The organism is Hymenobacter oligotrophus, assembly GCF_003574965.1.
Lineage (GTDB): Bacteria > Bacteroidota > Bacteroidia > Cytophagales > Hymenobacteraceae > Solirubrum > Solirubrum oligotrophum.
This window is the reverse complement of record NZ_CP032317.1, coordinates 1,454,693-1,471,817: the sequence shown is the minus strand read 5'-3', so window position 1 is coordinate 1,471,817 and position 17,125 is coordinate 1,454,693. Positions and strand designations below refer to the sequence as shown.

Genomic DNA, 17,125 nt, shown 5'->3' with positions numbered 1-17,125 from the left:
CTTACACTTTTACTTGCGTGTTCTGATCGTTGATGTGCGCCAACCACGGGTGCAGCCGCAGCAGCTTGCCCACCGCCGCCAAATCGAAGCCGGGCGGCAAGGTGCTGAAGAGCAGGTGCAGCAAGGCGTAGTCGCTGGGGTAATCGAGGGTTAGGCGCAGCGTAGCGGGTACGGCAGCGGTTCCGAAGTCGAGCGTTTGCAGCCGAAACAACTCGGGGTGCCGCCGAAGGTACGGGGTTACGTGCTCACGCTCCTCGGCCGCTGTGGCTTGCGCGAATGCGGCCGCCAGGGCCTGCTGGCTCAATACTTCGAAATTGGCACCTAGGGGCAACCCCGTGGTAAGGGTGTAGTCGGCCTTGCTGGCAAGGTGCGCAGCTACGGCGCGGTCGAGGTAGCCGGGGTCGATGGCGGGGTTATCGCCCGTGAGGCGCACCACCACATCGAGCTGGTGTGCTTGGGCAGCCTCGTTAAAACGGCGCAGCACGTCCTGCTCATCGCCGCGGTAAACGGCAACGCCGCACGCTTGGGCGGCGTGGGCAATGGCGTCGTCGGTGGGTAGGGCAGAGGTAGCCACCACCACCGCATGTACCTGCTTGGCAGCTTGGGCCCGCGCCAGCACATGGCTCAGCACCGAGGTAGCACTACCTAGGGGCAGCGGCATCAGGGATTTGCCCGGCAACCGCGTGGAGCCCATACGGGCCTGCACCAACGCACCAACGCGCAAGGGGGTTAGCGAATTGTCCATCCGCCGTCGACAACCAGGTTGTGGCCCGTTACAAAATCTGAAGCGCTGGAGGCCAAAAACACAAAGGCACCGGCTAGGTCTTGCGGCTGTCCAATTCGGCCCAGCGGAATACGCTGCTCCAATTGCTGCACAAACTCGGCGTGTTGCTGCACCCCGGAGCTCGGAAAGGCGCCAGGCGAAACGCAGTTTACCTGGATGTTGTGCGGCCCTAGGTACGAGGCGAAGTACTTGGTAAGCTGAATGACCCCGGCCTTGGCTGCGCCGTAGTGCGGCGGGTTGGTAAACTGCGGCGTAGCCTGGTAAGCCGCAAAGTCGGGGGCTACCACGCCGTACATCGAGGCAACGTTGATGATTTTGCCAGCGCCCCGCTCGCGCATGTACGGCAGTACCTCCCTGATGCAGCGGTAGGCGCTGCCGAGCGAACCATCGAGGCCAAAGGCAAACTCCTCGTCGGTAAGCGCCTCGGGCTGGTTGCCGCGGCTGTAGAAGGCGTTGTTCACGAGCACCGCCGGTAAGCCCAGTTGCGCCCGAACGGCTGCATAGGCATCTTTCACAGAAGCGGTATCGGCTACGTCGCAGTGCTGAAAGTGGAGGCCTTCCATATCGGGAAAGGCTTCAGCATAGGTGTCTTCGTTGCGGCCGAGCACTACCACCTTGGCCCCGTGTGCTGCCAGCCCGAGCACAATGGCTTTGCCTAGGTGCCCGTAGCCGCCGGTTACCAGCACCACCTGCTCGTGCAGCGAAAACATATTTGCGTAGGGCGCTAGCGCGGGGTTGGCCATGCGTAAGGGAGAATGTACGTGTCGGTAGGTTCGGCAAAAGCTTGTAGCTGCTCGCGCAGTTGCCCGAACTGCGGCAAGTAAGCACCCGCGGCAAGGTTGGCTTGCAAGTTTTCGGGCGAATCTACGCCAATTACCACGCGGCTCATGCCTGGTGCAGTAGCCGCGAATAGCAGCAGCGCAGCCTCGAGCGGAACACCAACTTCGGCAACCACCGCGCGCATTTGCGCCAGTTTGGGCTGCAGCGGCTCGAAGAATGCGGGCAGCGTATGCAAGGGGCGTAGCAACAAGCCTTGCAGAAAGGCTGAACGCCCGTGCACCTCGATGCCCTCGTTGGCCAAGCTGGGCAACAGCGAGGCAAAACGCTGATCGAGTACGTTGTAGGGTACCTGCACCAACTGAGGTTGATAGCCGTGCTCAAGCAGCCATTCGGCCTGCCACGGATGGTAGAGTGATACGCCAATGCGCTGGGTATAACCCGCTGCCCGGGCTGCTAGCAAGCCTTGCCACGCTTCGGGTTGGAGCTGCAAAGCACCAAAGTCGTGAAACAACACGCCGTATACTTGTGGCTGCTGTAGCCGTGCTAAGGAGGCTTGCACCGAACCGAGGACCTCGCTCGCCGGCGCCGCGCCGACTTTGGTAACAATTTCAAAAGCGGTGGTGGGCTGCTTGCTTAGCCACTGACCTAGGCGAGTTTCGCTGTCGCCGTAGGCCGCGGCGGTATCCAGTAGGGCTATGCCAGCCGCCTGCGCTTCGGCCAAGGTGCGGTGCACCACCTCGTCGGTAGGCCGGCCCAGGGTGTTGTTGATACCATAGGCCAAGCCAAATTGCGCAGTACCGAGGGCAAGCCGGCTGATGAACGCGTCGGCCGTCATTACGCCCCTACAAACTCCCGTACCGAATCAATTACGTATTGCTGCTCCTCATCGGAAAGCGAAGGGAACATCGGCAAGCTCAGGCAGCGGGCGTAGTAGGCTTCGGCCAACGGCAAGTCGCCGCGCTGCCAGCCTAGCTGCTGGTAGTAGGGCATGGTGTGCACGGGGATGTAGTGCACCTGCGCAAAAATCTGGCGTGCCCGCAAAAAGTCGTAAAGTCCCCGACGGTCTTCTACCTGAATGACATACAAGTGATAGGCATGTCCGGCGGCACCAGCCAATGGCGTAATGCCGGGCACCTCAGTAAACGCGGCGTCGTACTGCCGGGCCAGTTGGCGGCGGCGCTCCAGGCCTTCATCGGCGCGTTGCAGCTGCGTAATACCTAGGGCGCAGAGCATATCGGGCATGCGGTAGTTGTAGCCGAGCTCCTGCATTTCGTAGTACCAGCCGCCTTCGTCGGGCAGGCCGAGGCGAGCCGCGTCGCGGGTGATGCCGTGGGTGCGCAGCAGCAGCAGTTGCTCGTACAAGTCGCGGCGGTTGGTGGTAATCATGCCGCCTTCGCCGGTAGCAATGTGCTTAACGGGGTGAAAGGAGAAAATGGCCAAATCGGCGAGCTGCCCGTTGCCGCAGCGCTGCTCGCGGCCTTGGCTGTCGAGGAAGGAGCCGCCCGGCGCGTGGCAGGCATCTTCGATAATCCAGAGGCCAAACTCATCGGCCAGCTGGCGCGCTTGTTCCAGGTTCACGGGCAGGCCGGCAAAATCCACCGGAATCAGCCCACTGAAATACCCTTTGGGGTGCTGCTCCAGCAGCTGGCGTACTTTGCCTAGGTCGATGAGCGCCGTAGCGGGGTCAATATCCACGAAGTGCACTTCGCCGCCGCAGTACCGCACGCAGTTGGCCGAGGCCGCAAACGTGATGGGCGTGGTGATGACGCGCTGGCCCGGCTGCACACCCAAAGCCATGGCACAGAGGTGCAAAGCCGCCGTGCCGTTGCTCACGGCCACTGCGTACTCCACGCCAATGTACTCGGCGAACCGTTGCTCGAACTCGGCCACTTTGGGGCCTTGGGTCAGAAAATCGGATTGCAGCGTCTCGACAACGGCCTGCACGTCGGCTTCGGTGATGTGCTGGCGGCCGTACGGAATGGGGCGGAATACAGTAGTGCTCATGCAACCTCAAAGATAGGCGTCGTGCTCCGTAGCTAGGAGCTACGCTGCTGCCTCACTTTGCTTTGTAAGAATGGGCTATACACAATATTGTTATCGGGCGGGGTTAGTAATGTTGCTGTTGTTTTTAGTGAATGCCCCAGTTTGGGCGCAGCGCGAGTATCATAACTGGTATTTTGGCGACAGTACGGGCCTGTCGTTTGTCAACGCCAGCCCAGCACCAAGTGTGCTCACCAACGGCAAATGGAAGTTTGTACAAGGAGCAGCTTCTATCTCCGATGCAGCCGGTAATTTTCTGTTTGCTTCCGATGCCTACACCGTGTGGGACCGTAACTGGCGCCCCATGCCCGGCCGCAACATTTCGCAGGTGCTGCGCTTTTCTGGTTTCAACCGGCGGCAAGTAATGGCTTTGCCACAGCCAGGCAGCAGCTCGCGCTACTACGTGTTTGCCAGCCAACGCGAGTTTTACAGCAACGAGTACCCCGTTGGGGGCGGCAATACTCGCCTGTTTTTGCCCTACGTGGTAGTTGATATGAGCGCCCGCGGTGGACTAGGAGGAATTGTGGCGCGCGACAGCCTGGAGCTGCCCCTGTGGGTGCTGCACGCCCAAGCACCTATCTATGGGCTCAGCAGCAACTGGGCTGCGGTGCGCCACACCAACGGCCGAGACCTGTGGTTGGTCGGCGTTTCCGACGAAGGCCAATACATGAGCTGGCTCTTGTCGGCCGCGGGGTTGGCCGCGGTGCCAATAGTTAGTTACCAGCCGCGTTGGATCGGCTCGGGTGGCATTCTGAAAGCTTCGCCCGACGGCCGCAGGCTCGCCTTCTTGTCGCATGTGCGTGCGCAACGCCCCACCTCTGTGCGCTATACCGAAGGCCACCTCGAGCTTGCCGATTTCAACACGGCCACCGGCGAGGTGAACAATGCTCAGGTGCTGCCAACCCGCTTTATGGGCCGTAACTGGTATTCAAACAACAGCGGCGGTGGCGGCATACTTAGCGCGCTGAAAGGCCTCGAGTTTTCGCCCGATTGCTCCCGCTTGTATGTCGACTCTGCCGGCACTTACCCTTTGCAGTACAACCTGCTAGCTGGCTCGGCGCAGGCAGTTGATGCCAGCCGCACCCAAGTGCAAGTACCTAGGGGGCCGGGTTACGGCTCCTACGTTACCGATATGAAGCTTGCGCCCGACGGCAAGATCTACCTTGTCTACGGCAACAGCTTCGTCGGCTGCATCAGCAAACCCAACGCCCTGGGCAATGCCGCTCAACTGCAGTTTGGCACCCCTAACCTACAGCCTAGATCGGCAGGGTCGGGCACGTTGCCACTCTCGCCCAACGACCTAAACTTGCCCCCCGTGGTAGTTACCGGAGCCGGCAGCGTTACGGCAGGCCGCAGCTGCGCAGGCGAGCCGATTCAGTTTTCATCATCGCTGAGCCCATTTGTAACAGCCTCGGCCTACGCCTGGGACTTTGGCGAACCATCATCGGGGCCACTCAATACGGCTGCCGGGCAAGCGCCTGCCCATAGCTATGCAGCGGGCGGCCAGTACACCGTAACGCTGCGCGTAACGGCCACCGATGGCCGCCAATTCACGGCCTCCCAGGTAGTGCAGGTAGATGCCCGTCCACAAGTCAGCTTTACTGCCGATACCGTGCTTTGCCACGGCCAGGAGAGCGTGTTGAGCCCCGGTTCGCAACCCGCCGGCAGCACCTACCGCTGGCACGACGGCAGCACGGCTCCCACATTCACCGCAGCCGAAACCGGAGATTACAAGGTTACCGTAACCAGCCCTGCCGGGTGCAGTACTTCGGGGCAAGTGCACCTGCGCGTTCAGGATTGCCCCGACCTGCCAAATATCATCACCCCAAACGGCGACCAGCAAAACGATGCTTTTTACGCCAAGGGGCTACTGGCTTACGAGTGGCGGTGCCGCATCTTTAATCGTTGGGGCAAGCTCGTCTTCGAATCCCACTCCTATAAAAACAACTGGGGCGCCAACCAGCCAAACGGCGTGTACTACTACGAACTTATACACAACCGCACGGGCCAGCGCCTCAAGGGCAATTTGGAAGTGCTGCAATAGCAAAAAGGGTCTGCTGAACAGCAGACCCTTTTTGCTTGGTGCTCGGCTATTAGCTTAAGCCTCGAACTCCGCGTCGACGTGCAGGCGAATCTCCTCGCGCAGCTGCTCGGCATCCAGCCATTCGGTATTGTTGGCCGAATCGTAGTGAAAGCCCAATGGCACGCGCTTGCCGCCGAAGTGCTGAATAAACTCTTCCTCGCTCCAGGGCGGGGTAGAGGGCAGAATAACGTAGTACTTCTCCAACTCCACCGTGCTCAGGGCATCGGTTTCGGTAATCATCTCCTCGTGCAGCTTTTCGCCGGGCCGGATGCCCACAATCTTCTGCTCGCAGTTGGGGGCAATGGCCGTGGCCAACTCCGTGATTTTATAGGAAGGAATCTTCGGCACGAAAATTTCGCCGCCCCAGGAGTGCTCCAGCGCGTACAGCACCAAGTCAACGCCCTCTTCGAGCGAGATGTTGAAGCGCGTCATGTCGGGGTGGGTAATGGGCAGCACGCCTTTCTGGCGCTCCTGCAAAAAGAACGGCACCACCGAACCGCGCGAGCCAATTACGTTGCCGTAGCGCACCACCGAAAAGCGCAAGTCGCGCGCGCCTTTCATGTTGTTGGCGGCCACAAACAGCTTATCCGAGCACAACTTGGTGGCGCCGTACAGGTTGATGGGCGCGGCCGCCTTGTCGGTGCTCAGGGCCACCACATCTTTTACGCCGCAGTCGAGAGCGGCGTTAATCACGTTTTCGGCCCCGAAAATGTTTGTTTTGATGCACTCCATCGGGTTGTACTCGGCGGCCGGCACCTGCTTAAGCGCCGCGGCGTGCACAATAATGTCGATGCCTTCGCAGGCGCGCTTCATGCGCTCAGCGTCGCGCACGTCGCCGATGAAGTAGCGCATTGCCGGGTATTTGCTCTGCGGAAACTGCTGAGCCATTTCGTACTGCTTCAGCTCATCGCGCGAAAACACCACGAGGCGTTTTACCTGGGGGTACCGATCGAGCACCAACTGCACGAACTGTTTGCCAAACGAACCGGTACCGCCGGTCAGCAGAATGGATTTATGGTTGAGGTCGAGGGCCATGCCTTGCGTTTTGTGGCTTGCCGACCCAGGCCGGCAAGGGCGCAAAAGTAGGCAATCGGGGCGGGGTTTGCGTAGTTTTGCGCCCTAGCCAAGTTGTGAGTTGCCGGTTGTGGGTAATGCGCGGAGGGCCGCCGGTAAAATTATGCCGACGGGCGCACGCATAACTGCCAACGATTGAGAACGATCAACTGACAACCCAACGCTTTCCCCAATGCCTGATCTGACAACTGACAACTCGCAACTGTCAACCGAAAACCCGATCAAGCTCATCATCTGGGATTTGGATGATACGTTCTGGCGCGGCACCCTGTCGGAGGGCGAAGTGGAAGCGTTGGCCGACAACGTGGAGCTGGTGCGCGCCACCGCGGCTCGGGGCATCATCCATACCGTCGTCAGCAAAAACGACCTAGGGCCCGCGGAAGTCAAGCTCGCGGAGCTGGGCGTGCGCGAGTGGTTTGTGTTTTTGCGGGTTAGCTGGCAGCCCAAGGGCCCCATCATCAAGCAACTGCTCGAGGATATGCAGCTGCGGGCGCCCAATGCCTTGTTCCTCGACGACAACCCCATGAACCGGGCCGAAGCGCTGCACTACAACCCTAAGCTGCAAGTAGCCGACCCGGCCGACTTGCCCCGCCTGGCCCCGCAACTGCTCGCCCTAGGTAAGCCCGACCCCACCTACGCCCGCCTCGAGCAGTACCGCCTGCTCGAGCGGCAGCAGCAAGCCCGCGCCGAGTACCAAGGCGACAACTTGGCTTTTTTGCGCGATGCTCAAGTGCGCGTGGAAGTGCGCGAAGGCGCCGACAACCTGCGCCCCGACCTCGGCCGCATCGACGAGCTCATCAACCGCTCCAACCAGCTGAACTACACCAAGCGCCGCGTAGCCGTGGCCGAGCTGGAAGCCAGCTTGGCCAACCCCGCTTTGCGCTGGGGTACCGTGCGCGTGCACGACCGTTTCGGCGATTATGGCCTGGTGGGCGTGTACTGCCTCAACGCCCAAACCAATGAGCTGGAGCAGTTTACGTTCAGCTGCCGCATTTTGCACTTGGGGGTGGAGCAGTGGACGTACGCGCACCTAGGCTTTCCGCAACTCGCGGTGCAGGGCGACGTGGCTACCCAGCTAAGCCCCACCGCCCAGCCCGACTGGATAACCCCCATAACGCACCGCCCCGAGAACGAGGCCAAGCCCCAGTCGGGCGCAACGAAGCCGCGCCTCCGCGTGCTGCTCAAAGGCGGCTGCGACCTAGGGCAACTCACGCCGTATTTGCAGACGTACCAGCTCGACGTGGTTGAAGATTTTAACTACGTCAACGCCAATCAGATACCGGTACACACCGAGCACACCGAGCTGCTGCGCCTGAGCCGCACGCTGCCGCCCGGCGAGCAGCAACGCCTGGCCGCCGCTTTGCCTTTTCTCGATGCCGAAGCTTTCCGGCCGTTGCTGTGGCAAGGCGGCTACGATGCCGTGGTGTATAGCCCCTTGATGGACTATACCCAAGACCTGTACCGTGAAAACACCACCGGCATTGCCATACCGTTTGGTGGCTACCAAAACCTGACCACCGTTGATCCGGCCGAGCAGGCTCGCCGCTATCAGCAGCGCAAATTCCGCGGCATGGACGAAGCTTTTCTGCGGCGTTTCCGGCAGGCATTTACGTACCTAGGGCCGCTTACGCCCGAGCGTTTTCAGCAAAACCTAGCCTGGTTGCGCGCGCAGTTGCCCGCCAATGTGCCGCTGTTGCTGCTAACCGGTGCCGAAGTAACAATTCCGGATTCGGCCGAAGCCGGCGCCACCGAACGCCACCGGCTGATGAACCAAGCCCTGGCCGACTTTGTGGAGCGCACGCCCAATTGCTACCTCATTGATGTGCGCGACACAGTGCGTACCCGCGCCGACGTCACCAACAACATCCGCCATTACCAACGCCCGCACTACAAAGCCCTGGCCGAAAAGCTCGCCGATAACCTAGCGCAATGGCAAGGCCAAAAGCTCGGCCGCTCGGCCCTAGGTCGGCTGCGGGCCGGTTTGCTAGATGCCCTGCCCAAGCCCGTGCGCAAAGTGCTGGACCGGCTGAAATCGTAGCAAGAAGTAACGCGGACTTCAGTCCGCAGCCCACAGATAGTAAAATCAATCCTGGCTCCGGGCACATGCTGGGGGCGTTGTTGTGTGCTGCCGATCCAGCTCTGTTCGTTCTGGCCAACGCGGACTGAAGTCCGCGCTACCGCCGTGTATTACCCCCGAATAAGCCCCGCTAGGCGCTGCGTAAGCGCGCGGCGCGAGTAGCGCGAGTGGCTAAAGGCCGGCAAATCGAGGTTGGGGTTTTGCTGCCACGACGCCACCAATTGCTTCAGGTGCTCCTGCATGTCGCGGCGGTCGTCGTAACCAAATGCCATGCCGGCGTGCGCTTCGTCGAGGATGTGCGCGGCGTCGGAGCCCGTGGGGCCGATGCAAATGATGGGCTTGTTGGCGGCCATGTACTCGAACAGCTTGCCCGGCAAAATCCCTAGGTTGTGCGGCACATCAGGAATGGCCAGCAGCAGGGCCGTGCTGCGCAGCAAATAACCCACGGCTTGGTCGTGGGGCACAAACTCGAGCAAATCAGTGCGCTCTTGCAAGCCGGCTTGGGCAATTTGCCGCTCTACCTCTTTGCCCACGCGGCCCACAAACTGCAAGCGCAGCGGCACGTCGGGGTGGCGCTGGGCGCAGGCCGCCACTTCCTCCAAAAACGGCTGCACGTGGTACTGGCCCGTGATGGTGCCCACGTAAGTAATTAGCAGCTGATCGGTGGGCGGGGCAGAGGGCTGCCGAAAGTCGGCCTCGTCGTAGCCGTTGGGCAGCACCACAAACTTGTTGGTAGGCAGGCCCGATGCTTTACCTAGGAGCAGGCGGCGGGTGTCGGAGCTGGTCGTTATTACCACGTCGGCCGCTTCCAGCACTTGCCGTTCGTAGCGCGCATCGATGCGGCGGGCCAAGGCGGTGCGGTGCAGGGCCTGGTTGTAGTAAATATCCGTCCAGGGGTCGCGCATGTCGGCCAACCAACGCAGGCCGTAGCGGCGCTTCAGCTCCAGCCCGATCAGCTGCGTGGAGTGCGGCGGCGACGAGGTAAGCACGGCATCGAACCGCTCCCCGGCTTCCAGCAACTCGTCCACTTGGCGCAGCACAAACCGGTTCCAGCCGCGGCGCGGATCGGGCAGAAACAAATTGCCGCGCACAAACCGGGCAACGCGCTGCGCCAGCGAGGGGCGGCCTTCGTTGGCAAAGCCACCGTGCGGAATGGGCCGGTTCGTAAGTTTTTGATACGCCCCAAAAGGCTCGATGGTGCTGGTGCGCAGCACGCGCACGCCGGCCGGCACATCGGCTTCCAGCGAAGGGTCGAGCACGGGGTAGGCCGCCACGGCCGGGTCAACGGTTATTACCGTGGGCTCCACGCCCATTTCGGGCAGGTGCTTTACCCACTTTAAGCAACGTTGCACGCCTGCCCCGCCCGATGGGGGCCAGTAGTAGGTAACGACCAGCAAACGAAGCGGCGCGGGCACGGCAAGGCACTTTTTGGTGTTCGGGAAACGCGAATGTATACCACCGAACCGGCATTCATGGTTTTGTGGCTATTTTTGTGCTTGGTGCCTGCTAGGCGGGTGCCCCGCGAGGGGCGCTGCTGCCGGCGTCAGGCCTTCTGCCCGAAGCATTCTTTTGCGACGCACAACCCATGTTTGATAATTTATCTACCAAGCTCGACCGCGCCTTCAAAACCCTGAAGGGCCAAGGCAGCATCACCGAAATCAACGTTGCCTCGACCGTTAAGGAAATCCGCCGCGCGCTGGTTGATGCCGACGTAAACTATAAGGTGGCCAAGGAAGTCACCGACAAGATCAAGGACGAGGCCATGGGCCGCGAGGTACTCACCGCAGTATCGCCGGGCCAGCTCATGGTGAAGATTGTGTACGACGAACTCACCGAACTGATGGGCGGTGAGAAGCAGGACATCGTCATCAAAGGCGACCCGGCCGTGGTGCTGCTGTCGGGTTTGCAGGGTTCGGGCAAAACCACCTTCGCCGGCAAGCTCGCCTCGTTCATCAAAAAGCAAAACCGCACGGTGCTGCTGGTGGCCGCCGACGTGTACCGCCCGGCTGCTATCGACCAGCTGAAAGTGCTCGGCGAGCAAATCGGCGTGGAGGTGTACTCCGAGGTGGAGAACAAAAACCCCGTGCAGATTGCCCAGAACGCCATTCAGCACGCCAAGCAGAACAACAAGAAAGTAGTCATCATCGACACCGCCGGTCGTTTGGCCGTGGATGAGGAGATGATGCGCGAAATCGAGCAGGTGAAGCGCGCCATCAACCCGAGCGAAACCTTGTTCGTGGTGGACTCGATGACCGGCCAGGACGCTGTGAACACGGCTAAGTCGTTCAACGAGCGCATCAACTTCGATGGCGTGGTGCTCACCAAGCTCGACGGCGACGCCCGCGGCGGTGCTGCCCTCTCGATTCGGGCCGTGGTGGAGAAGCCCATCAAGTTCATCTCGACGGGTGAAAAGATGGAGGCGCTCGACCTGTTCTACCCCGACCGTATGGCCCAGCGCATCCTGGGCATGGGCGACGTAATCTCGCTAGTAGAGCGCGCTCAACAGCAGTTCGACGAGGAAGAGGCCAAGCGCATTAACCAGAAGATCCGCAAAAACCAGTTCAACTTCGACGACTTCCTCTCGCAGCTCGAGCAGATCAAGAAGATGGGCAACCTGAAGGATCTGGTGGGCATGATTCCGGGCATGGGCAAAGCCATGAAGGACGTGGAAATCGACGACGACGCGTTCAAGCCCATCGAAGCCATTATCCGCTCGATGACGCCGCAGGAACGCGCCAACCCCGATATCATGAACGGTTCGCGCCGCAAGCGCATCGCCGCCGGCTCGGGCCAGGGCATTCAGCAGGTAAACAACCTGATGAAGCAGTTCGACGAGATGCGCAAAATGATGCGCACCATGAACAAAATGAGCCAAAGCAAAGGCGGCATGCTGCAAATGGCCCGCATGATGGGCATGCGTCGCTAAGCCCTAGGTGCTACTTACAACGGAAAAGCCCGGCAGCCTCTCGGTTGCCGGGCTTTCTTGTTGATAGAAGCTGACGAATTGCTGTATGTCATCCTGAGGCGTTAGCCGAAGGACCCTCTCACCTCAGTGAGTAACCTAACTATCCAATCCTAGGTTATTCAGGCGTCATGGTGTCCTTCGCTTTAGCCCAGGATGAAAATTGGGTTAATAATCTGTGCGGCTCTCGTGTTTTTCCCAAGCCTGAAAACCGGCAATGGCCTCGTTGGGCAGCATTTGCTCCATCGGAATTTGGCGGTCGGAGAGGGGCTTCTCGATTTCGTCGTAGATGAACTGGTCATCGAAGCCGATGGCAGCCGCGTCCTGTTTAGTGTTACCGTAAAATACGCGGCGGGGGCGGGCCCAGTAAATGGCACCTAGGCACATGGGGCACGGCTCGCAGCTGGTATACAAGTCGCAGCCGTCGAGCTGAAAAGTGCCGAGCTCCTTGCAGGCTTTGCGAATGGCGTCAACCTCGGCGTGGCAAGTGGGGTCGTTGGTGCTCGTTACTTGGTTAAAGCCGCGGGCGATGATTCGGCCGTCTTTCACGATAACGGCGCCAAACGGGCCGCCGTGGCCGGCTTGCATCTTCTCTATCGAGAGGCGAATGGCCTCGCGCATGAATTCGGGATTGGGTGTATCCATAGTTACTGAACGGGAAAGGGCTGCAAAAGTACGCTCCGCCCCGCAATGCTCGCGGACCAAGGTAGCGCTGCCAGCGCCAGCGAAAAATTTAGGCGAAGTTGAAAAAGTCGGGCACCAACTTAAATGTTCGCCTGTTAAGGCAATGCTTTCTTTCGCAACGAAGGCGGCGATGCAACCTTTGGTGCGCATTGCAGCTCTTATCGGTAAGCATCGGGTTGCCCTAGGTACTTTTTTGTAAAAAATAGTTTCTGGCACGAAGATTGTCTTTATCTTTGCGAAAGAATAGTTTTTTAGGTGTTTTGGTTGTGGAAAAGAGGGCGGCTCATAGCTGCCCTTTTTTTATGCCCTGCTGCGCCGTGGGAGTGGTTATATCCGGCGTCAGGTGCTGCTGGCTGACAACTAAAATTGGCGGCTCGACAAATGCAGCGTGTAAGTCAGCCAGGTAAGGTGGCAGTAGGCCTGCCACGGTAATAGTAATATTCCTTTACGCGCTAGAAAAACAAATGCTCGAGTTTTGTCATTGTGGCAGCTTGCGATTGGGCTAGGCTGGGCGAGGTAGGCTTGTGCCCATTCACGGCCCTAGGTGCCGGCAGCGTTGGGTAATGCGGGGCAGGAGCTGAGGCAACTGTGGAAGTTGTTCACTATCGTTGCCGTCATGGCGGCCAACGGGCTGCCGCGGCCGGCCGCGCTTAGCGGTGGTTTTTCACTTCTATCTGCATACTACCCAATGCCTAAAATCATTTCGCCCGAAGTAGCGTTTGCCGGCCTCGTGGCGCAGGTAAAGCAAGTCGCTCCCGAAATTTTCGACCCAAGCGGCCGGTACCTCAACCTGCTCGAGGGCCGCTGGCAGGAGCCCGGCAAGCCGCAGGATTTTGTGTCGCCGATTGATGGTTCGGTGCTCGGAGCTTTGCCCATGCTCGACCGCGACACCGCGCTGCGGGCCGTTACCTTCGCCAACGCCGAAGCCGATAAGTGGGCCAAAACCGACTTGGACGAGCGCCGCCGCCGCGTGCAGGACTGCCTCGATCAGCTGCGGCAACAGGCCGACCTCGTGGGCAAGCTGCTGATGTGGGAAATCGGCAAAACCTATAAGCTGGGCTTTACCGACATCGACCGCGCCATCGACGGCGTGCAGTGGTACGTCGACAACATCGAGGACATGCTTGGCAACCGCGAGCCCCTAGGTGTGGTATCGAACATCGCCTCCTGGAACTACCCCATGTCGGTGCTGCTGCACGCGGTGCTGGTGCAAGTGCTGTGCGGCAACGCGGCGGTGGCCAAAACGCCCACCGATGGCGGCTTTATTTCGCTGAGCCTCACCTTTGCCATTGCGCGCCGCTGTGGCCTGCCCGTAACGCTGGTAAGCGGCTCGGGCGGCGAGCTAAGCGACGTACTTGTGAAAAACGATGCCATCGACTGCCTTTCGTTTGTGGGCGGGCGCTACAACGGCCGCAACATTGCCGATGCGCTGGCCTCGGTGCACAAGCGCTACATGCTGGAGATGGAAGGCGTGAACACCTACGGCATTTGGAATTACTCCGACTGGGCGGCGCTCGAAGATCAGCTGAAGAAGGGCTACGATTACGGCAAGCAGCGCTGCACTGCCTACGTGCGGTTTGTGGTGCAGCGCAGTTTGTTTCCGAAGTTCCTGGAAACCTACTGGAATGCCACCCGCAGCCTAAAAGTGGGCAACCCAACCTTGGTTGATAACCCCGACGACAAACTGCCCGATCTGGCGTTTGGTCCCGTTATCAACCGCCGCCAGGCCGAAGACCTCGACCGCCTTTACGCCGACGCGCTGAAAACCGGTGCCACGCCCATTTACGAAGGCCAACTCGACGATTCCTTGTTCTTGCCCAACCAAGACCGCTCGGCTTACCGTGCCCCGCGGGCCCTGGTAAACCTGCCACGCCAAAGCGAGCTGTACTTTAAGGAGCCGTTCGGCCCCATCGACAGCGTCGTGCTCGTGGATCGGGTAGAAGAGCTGGTAGGGGAGATGAACATCTCGAACGGCGCCCTGGTGGCCGCCTTGGCCTCCGACGACCAGAAGTGGGCGCAGCGTACGGCCAAGGAAATCCGGGCCTTCAAGGTCGGCATCAACAAGCTCCGCTCGCGCGGCGACCGGGAGGAAGTGTTCGGGGGCCTTGGCGAATCGTGGAAGGGTGCTTTTGTAGGCGGAAAACTGTTGGTGGAGGCGGTAACGCAAGCCAGCAACGGCCAGCCCGTGCTTGGCAATTACGAAGAGGCCCTGCTGCTTCCGGAAAAAATATAGGTGTTGGCCGAGCGCGGACTTCCTAGGTTGCCACTGGGCGCCCTATGCTTGTCCGCGCTCGGCTGGCATATTTGGCTTATTACCGGCGTGCAAGAGAAGCCAGTTGTTAATTGTTGTGTTTGTGTTAATTTTTTAATGGGTGAAAATCAAGTCGGTAGCTTGCTGAGCCGCGTTTTTAGTGCCCAAACAACGATTGCGGCTTGCGGAATTGAAATCAGCTTTCTTACCTTTGCATCGTCAAACGACAAACGCTCCGTTCGTCTAGGGGTTAGGACTGCAGATTTTCATTCTGCCAACAGGGGTTCGATTCCCCTACGGAGTACTTAAAAAGCCGCTTCCTGCATCAGGGAGCGGCTTTTTTCGTTTGTGCCTTTGCTTGATAACGTTAGTGCACCACGCGCAGCATGTACTCTGGCTGGTCGGGCGTAGGATTGTCGAGCCGGAAAGCGCCTACGCGGCTGGGGCCGTACCCTAGGTTAACTTTTACCCACTCATCGCGGGCAGGCAGCAGTTGCATTACTTCTTCGCGCAGTTGAGCAACGGTTTGCTGCAGCCGCTCGATTTGCTGCTGCACTTCGGCCAAGGGGCGGGGCGGCTCCACGGCCGGAATGTTCTGGATAAAGTTGTTGGCCGCCACGTCGGTAGCCGACGGGTGGGGCGTTTGCAGCATGCGGGCCTCCACCTCGGCCTGGCGCACGGCTTCTTCGGCTTCGAGGTAAGCAATAACTTTTTGTTCCAGCGGCAGCAGGTTGGGGTCGAGGTAATCGAGGTTCGAGGACATGGGAGGTTGCGGAAGGTTGTGGTAAGTGCTCAACGCAAGCTCCTCGGCCAAGGATACACCTAGGGCCGGGTGTTGGCTTCGGCGCTAAGCAAGGCCGGGCGGTTGCGCCGGCACTTTTCGCCGCAATACTTTACCTCGTCCCAGCACTGGCTCCACTTTTTACGCCAGGCAAACGGCCGCCCGCACGTGGCGCACGGTTTGGTGGGCAAGGTGCTTTTGGTATAGCGCGGTGCGGAGGAGGGGGGCGTAGGCATAAGCAGAGCTTTGTTTGGGTAACCCGAAGGCTTGGCGCATAGTTGTGGCTAACTTGCCGCGTTTTTTCATTTGCGTTTTATGAATCGATTGTTGTTGATGCTGCTGGCCGTAAGCATGGGCGCCTTGCTGCCGGTGCAGGCAGCGCTAAATGCCCGGCTGGCCCGCGCCGGCGGCGGGCCGGTGGTGGCGGCGCTGGCATCGTTTGCCATCGGCACCGTTACCCTGTTGCTAATTGCCCTAGGTTCGGGCATGCGCCTGAGCAGCTTGGCAGGGGCTGCACGCACCGAGTCGCCGATGGTGTGGCTGGGCGGTATCATCGGGGCCTTTTACGTGGGCTCGGTTACGCTGCTCACGCCCCGCCTGGGCGTGGCGCTTACCTTTGGGCTGCTCATTGCCGGGCAACTGCTGCTATCGGTGGCGCTCGATCATTTTGGTTTGCTGGGCTTGCCCGTGCAGCGCGTATCGGCGGGCCGCGTAGCCGGCATACTTTTGTTGCTGGTTGGCGTACTACTCATCCGCCGCTTTTAGCGTGCGGTGTTTGGTAGCCGCAACGTGGCGTCGAGGTTCTGCCCTGGCCCGTGCGCTTTGCCAACACCCACCTCCCGACTCTAACCCCCCCTCATGGCTTCTGCTTTCGACCCCATTGGCGCGGCACTGCTCGATTACCTAGGCGGCAACCAATCGGCTACCATTACGGTGCACAGCAGCGTGGCCGAAGACGAGCCATTGCCTGCCAAGTACTTCTTCCGCACGCTTTGGGAAATGCCGCAGCTCGAGCGCACCGCCCTCGACGAGTGCCGCGGCCGGGTGCTCGACCTAGGGGCCGGCGCCGGTGCCCACACTTTGGAGCTCCAAAACCGCGGTTTTCAGGTAAAGGCCATCGATGTTTCGGCCGGGGCTGTGCAGGTAATGCAGCAGCGCGGCGTGCGCGAGGTAGCCTGCCACGATGTGTTTGAGCTAACCGCCACCTCCGCCGAACGCTACGACACCCTGCTGATGCTCATGAACGGCCTCGGGGTGGTGGGCACGCTCGAGGGGCTGGAGAAATTCCTGAAACAAGCACACCAGCTGCTGGTGCCCGGCGGGCAAATTTTGGCCACCAGCTCCGACATCAGCTACGTCTACGAAGACGAAGACGGCGCGCTCAACTTCAACCTAAACGGACCCTATTACGGCGAGGTAGAGTACCAGATGAGCTACCAGGGCCAAACCGGGCAGCAGTTTAACTGGCTGTTCGCCGATCCTACGATTGTGCAGGATTATGCCGAGGAAGCCGGCTACGATGTTGAGTTTGTGGACGAAGACGATCAGCAACAATTTTTAGTGCGCCTCACCCGCCGCGGCTAACCGCCGCGTAGCCCATAGCCGGGCG

Annotated in this window: 15 protein-coding genes and 1 tRNA gene; 7 read left to right on the top strand and 9 right to left on the bottom strand. The window is 60.1% G+C overall.

The annotated features are described in order from the left end of the window. Nucleotide 1: 1 nt before the first annotated feature. The 4 genes from D3Y59_RS06220 to pseC are packed head-to-tail and all read right to left on the bottom strand — an operon-like array spanning nucleotide 2 to nucleotide 3,568. Complete coding sequence (locus D3Y59_RS06220) at nucleotides 2-745, bottom strand: cytidylyltransferase domain-containing protein (RefSeq protein ID WP_119444263.1); 744 nt, start codon at nucleotides 743-745, stop codon at nucleotides 2-4. Beyond that, complete coding sequence (locus D3Y59_RS06215) at nucleotides 730-1,527, bottom strand: SDR family NAD(P)-dependent oxidoreductase (RefSeq protein ID WP_240410552.1); 798 nt, start codon at nucleotides 1,525-1,527, stop codon at nucleotides 730-732. The genes D3Y59_RS06220 and D3Y59_RS06215 overlap by 16 nt, the downstream gene beginning before the upstream one ends. After that, entirely contained in the window at nucleotides 1,509-2,399 is an 891-nt protein-coding gene (locus D3Y59_RS06210; protein WP_119444262.1) for an aldo/keto reductase, read from the bottom strand. The genes D3Y59_RS06215 and D3Y59_RS06210 overlap by 19 nt, the downstream gene beginning before the upstream one ends. Beyond that, nucleotides 2,399-3,568: a UDP-4-amino-4,6-dideoxy-N-acetyl-beta-L-altrosamine transaminase gene (gene pseC / locus D3Y59_RS06205; protein WP_119444261.1), complete on the bottom strand. Its 1,170-nt coding sequence runs from the start codon at nucleotides 3,566-3,568 to the stop codon at nucleotides 2,399-2,401. Before pseC ends, D3Y59_RS06210 begins: the two co-directional genes overlap by 1 nt. A 127-nt stretch (nucleotides 3,569-3,695) precedes the next feature. Here pseC and D3Y59_RS06200 point away from each other — a divergent pair, with 127 nt between their 5' ends. Continuing rightward, on the top strand, nucleotides 3,696-5,648 hold the full coding sequence (locus tag D3Y59_RS06200) for a T9SS type B sorting domain-containing protein (protein WP_162910596.1): 1,953 nt from the start codon (nucleotides 3,696-3,698) through the stop codon (nucleotides 5,646-5,648). Between the two features lie 54 nt (nucleotides 5,649-5,702). Here the strand turns inward: D3Y59_RS06200 and pseB are convergent, their stop codons facing one another. Further along, on the bottom strand, nucleotides 5,703-6,722 hold the full coding sequence (pseB, locus tag D3Y59_RS06195) for a UDP-N-acetylglucosamine 4,6-dehydratase (inverting) (protein ID WP_119444259.1): 1,020 nt from the start codon (nucleotides 6,720-6,722) through the stop codon (nucleotides 5,703-5,705). Nucleotides 6,723-6,933: 211 nt separating this feature from the next. Here pseB and D3Y59_RS06190 point away from each other — a divergent pair, with 211 nt between their 5' ends. Further along, nucleotides 6,934-8,799, top strand: a complete 1,866-nt coding sequence (locus D3Y59_RS06190; RefSeq protein WP_119444258.1) for a hypothetical protein — start codon at nucleotides 6,934-6,936, stop codon at nucleotides 8,797-8,799. Between the two features lie 149 nt (nucleotides 8,800-8,948). On the opposite strand, the gene D3Y59_RS06185 is transcribed toward D3Y59_RS06190, so the two are convergent. Next, nucleotides 8,949-10,253 carry a glycosyltransferase family 4 protein gene (locus D3Y59_RS06185; protein ID WP_240410551.1) on the bottom strand — a complete coding sequence of 435 codons (1,305 nt, stop codon included), beginning with the start codon at nucleotides 10,251-10,253 and terminating at the stop codon, nucleotides 8,949-8,951. Between the two features lie 170 nt (nucleotides 10,254-10,423). Between D3Y59_RS06185 and ffh the strand changes: the two genes are divergently transcribed. After that, nucleotides 10,424-11,764, top strand: a complete 1,341-nt coding sequence (ffh, locus tag D3Y59_RS06180) for a signal recognition particle protein (protein ID WP_119444257.1) — start codon at nucleotides 10,424-10,426, stop codon at nucleotides 11,762-11,764. A 204-nt stretch (nucleotides 11,765-11,968) separates the two neighbouring features. On the opposite strand, the gene D3Y59_RS06175 is transcribed toward ffh, so the two are convergent. Further along, on the bottom strand, nucleotides 11,969-12,445 hold the full coding sequence (locus D3Y59_RS06175; protein WP_119444256.1) for a nucleoside deaminase: 477 nt from the start codon (nucleotides 12,443-12,445) through the stop codon (nucleotides 11,969-11,971). A gap of 727 nt (nucleotides 12,446-13,172) precedes the next feature. On the opposite strand from D3Y59_RS06175, the gene D3Y59_RS06170 reads away from it, so the two are divergent. Further along, nucleotides 13,173-14,717 carry an aldehyde dehydrogenase family protein gene (locus tag D3Y59_RS06170; RefSeq protein ID WP_119444255.1) on the top strand — a complete coding sequence of 515 codons (1,545 nt, stop codon included), beginning with the start codon at nucleotides 13,173-13,175 and terminating at the stop codon, nucleotides 14,715-14,717. A 250-nt stretch (nucleotides 14,718-14,967) separates the two neighbouring features. Beyond that, nucleotides 14,968-15,039, top strand: a tRNA-Glu gene (locus D3Y59_RS06165). Between the two features lie 63 nt (nucleotides 15,040-15,102). Here D3Y59_RS06165 and D3Y59_RS06160 read toward each other — a convergent pair. Together D3Y59_RS06160 and D3Y59_RS06155 are read right to left on the bottom strand one after the other, a co-directional pair. Continuing rightward, nucleotides 15,103-15,498, bottom strand: a complete 396-nt coding sequence (locus D3Y59_RS06160; protein WP_119444254.1) for a hypothetical protein — start codon at nucleotides 15,496-15,498, stop codon at nucleotides 15,103-15,105. A gap of 59 nt (nucleotides 15,499-15,557) precedes the next feature. Beyond that, nucleotides 15,558-15,752 (bottom strand): DUF2256 domain-containing protein, encoded by a 195-nt coding sequence (locus D3Y59_RS06155; RefSeq protein ID WP_119444253.1) that lies wholly within the window; start codon nucleotides 15,750-15,752, stop codon nucleotides 15,558-15,560. 79 nt (nucleotides 15,753-15,831) lie between these two features. Here D3Y59_RS06155 and D3Y59_RS06150 point away from each other — a divergent pair, with 79 nt between their 5' ends. Next, entirely contained in the window at nucleotides 15,832-16,281 is a 450-nt protein-coding gene (locus tag D3Y59_RS06150) for a DMT family transporter (protein ID WP_119444252.1), read from the top strand. A gap of 93 nt (nucleotides 16,282-16,374) precedes the next feature. Then, complete coding sequence (locus D3Y59_RS06145) at nucleotides 16,375-17,100, top strand: class I SAM-dependent methyltransferase (RefSeq protein WP_119444251.1); 726 nt, start codon at nucleotides 16,375-16,377, stop codon at nucleotides 17,098-17,100. Nucleotides 17,101-17,125: the final 25 nt, after the last annotated feature.

Excerpts from the sequence above, each read along its gene's own strand:
- D3Y59_RS06220 (WP_119444263.1), bottom strand. The coding sequence starts at position 745 with ATGGACAATTCGCTAACCCCCTTGCGCGTTGGTGCGTTGGTGCAGGCC.
- D3Y59_RS06215 (WP_240410552.1), bottom strand. The coding sequence starts at position 1,527 with ATGGCCAACCCCGCGCTAGCGCCCTACGCAAATATGTTTTCGCTGCAC.
- D3Y59_RS06210 (WP_119444262.1), bottom strand. The coding sequence starts at position 2,399 with ATGACGGCCGACGCGTTCATCAGCCGGCTTGCCCTCGGTACTGCGCAA.
- pseC (WP_119444261.1), bottom strand. The coding sequence starts at position 3,568 with ATGAGCACTACTGTATTCCGCCCCATTCCGTACGGCCGCCAGCACATC.
- pseB (WP_119444259.1), bottom strand. The coding sequence starts at position 6,722 with ATGGCCCTCGACCTCAACCATAAATCCATTCTGCTGACCGGCGGTACC.
- D3Y59_RS06190 (WP_119444258.1), top strand. The coding sequence starts at position 6,934 with ATGCCTGATCTGACAACTGACAACTCGCAACTGTCAACCGAAAACCCG.
- ffh (WP_119444257.1), top strand. The coding sequence starts at position 10,424 with ATGTTTGATAATTTATCTACCAAGCTCGACCGCGCCTTCAAAACCCTG.
- D3Y59_RS06175 (WP_119444256.1), bottom strand. The coding sequence starts at position 12,445 with ATGGATACACCCAATCCCGAATTCATGCGCGAGGCCATTCGCCTCTCG.
- D3Y59_RS06170 (WP_119444255.1), top strand. The coding sequence starts at position 13,173 with ATGCCTAAAATCATTTCGCCCGAAGTAGCGTTTGCCGGCCTCGTGGCG.
- D3Y59_RS06160 (WP_119444254.1), bottom strand. The coding sequence starts at position 15,498 with ATGTCCTCGAACCTCGATTACCTCGACCCCAACCTGCTGCCGCTGGAA.
- D3Y59_RS06155 (WP_119444253.1), bottom strand. The coding sequence starts at position 15,752 with ATGCCTACGCCCCCCTCCTCCGCACCGCGCTATACCAAAAGCACCTTG.
- D3Y59_RS06150 (WP_119444252.1), top strand. The coding sequence starts at position 15,832 with ATGAATCGATTGTTGTTGATGCTGCTGGCCGTAAGCATGGGCGCCTTG.
- D3Y59_RS06145 (WP_119444251.1), top strand. The coding sequence starts at position 16,375 with ATGGCTTCTGCTTTCGACCCCATTGGCGCGGCACTGCTCGATTACCTA.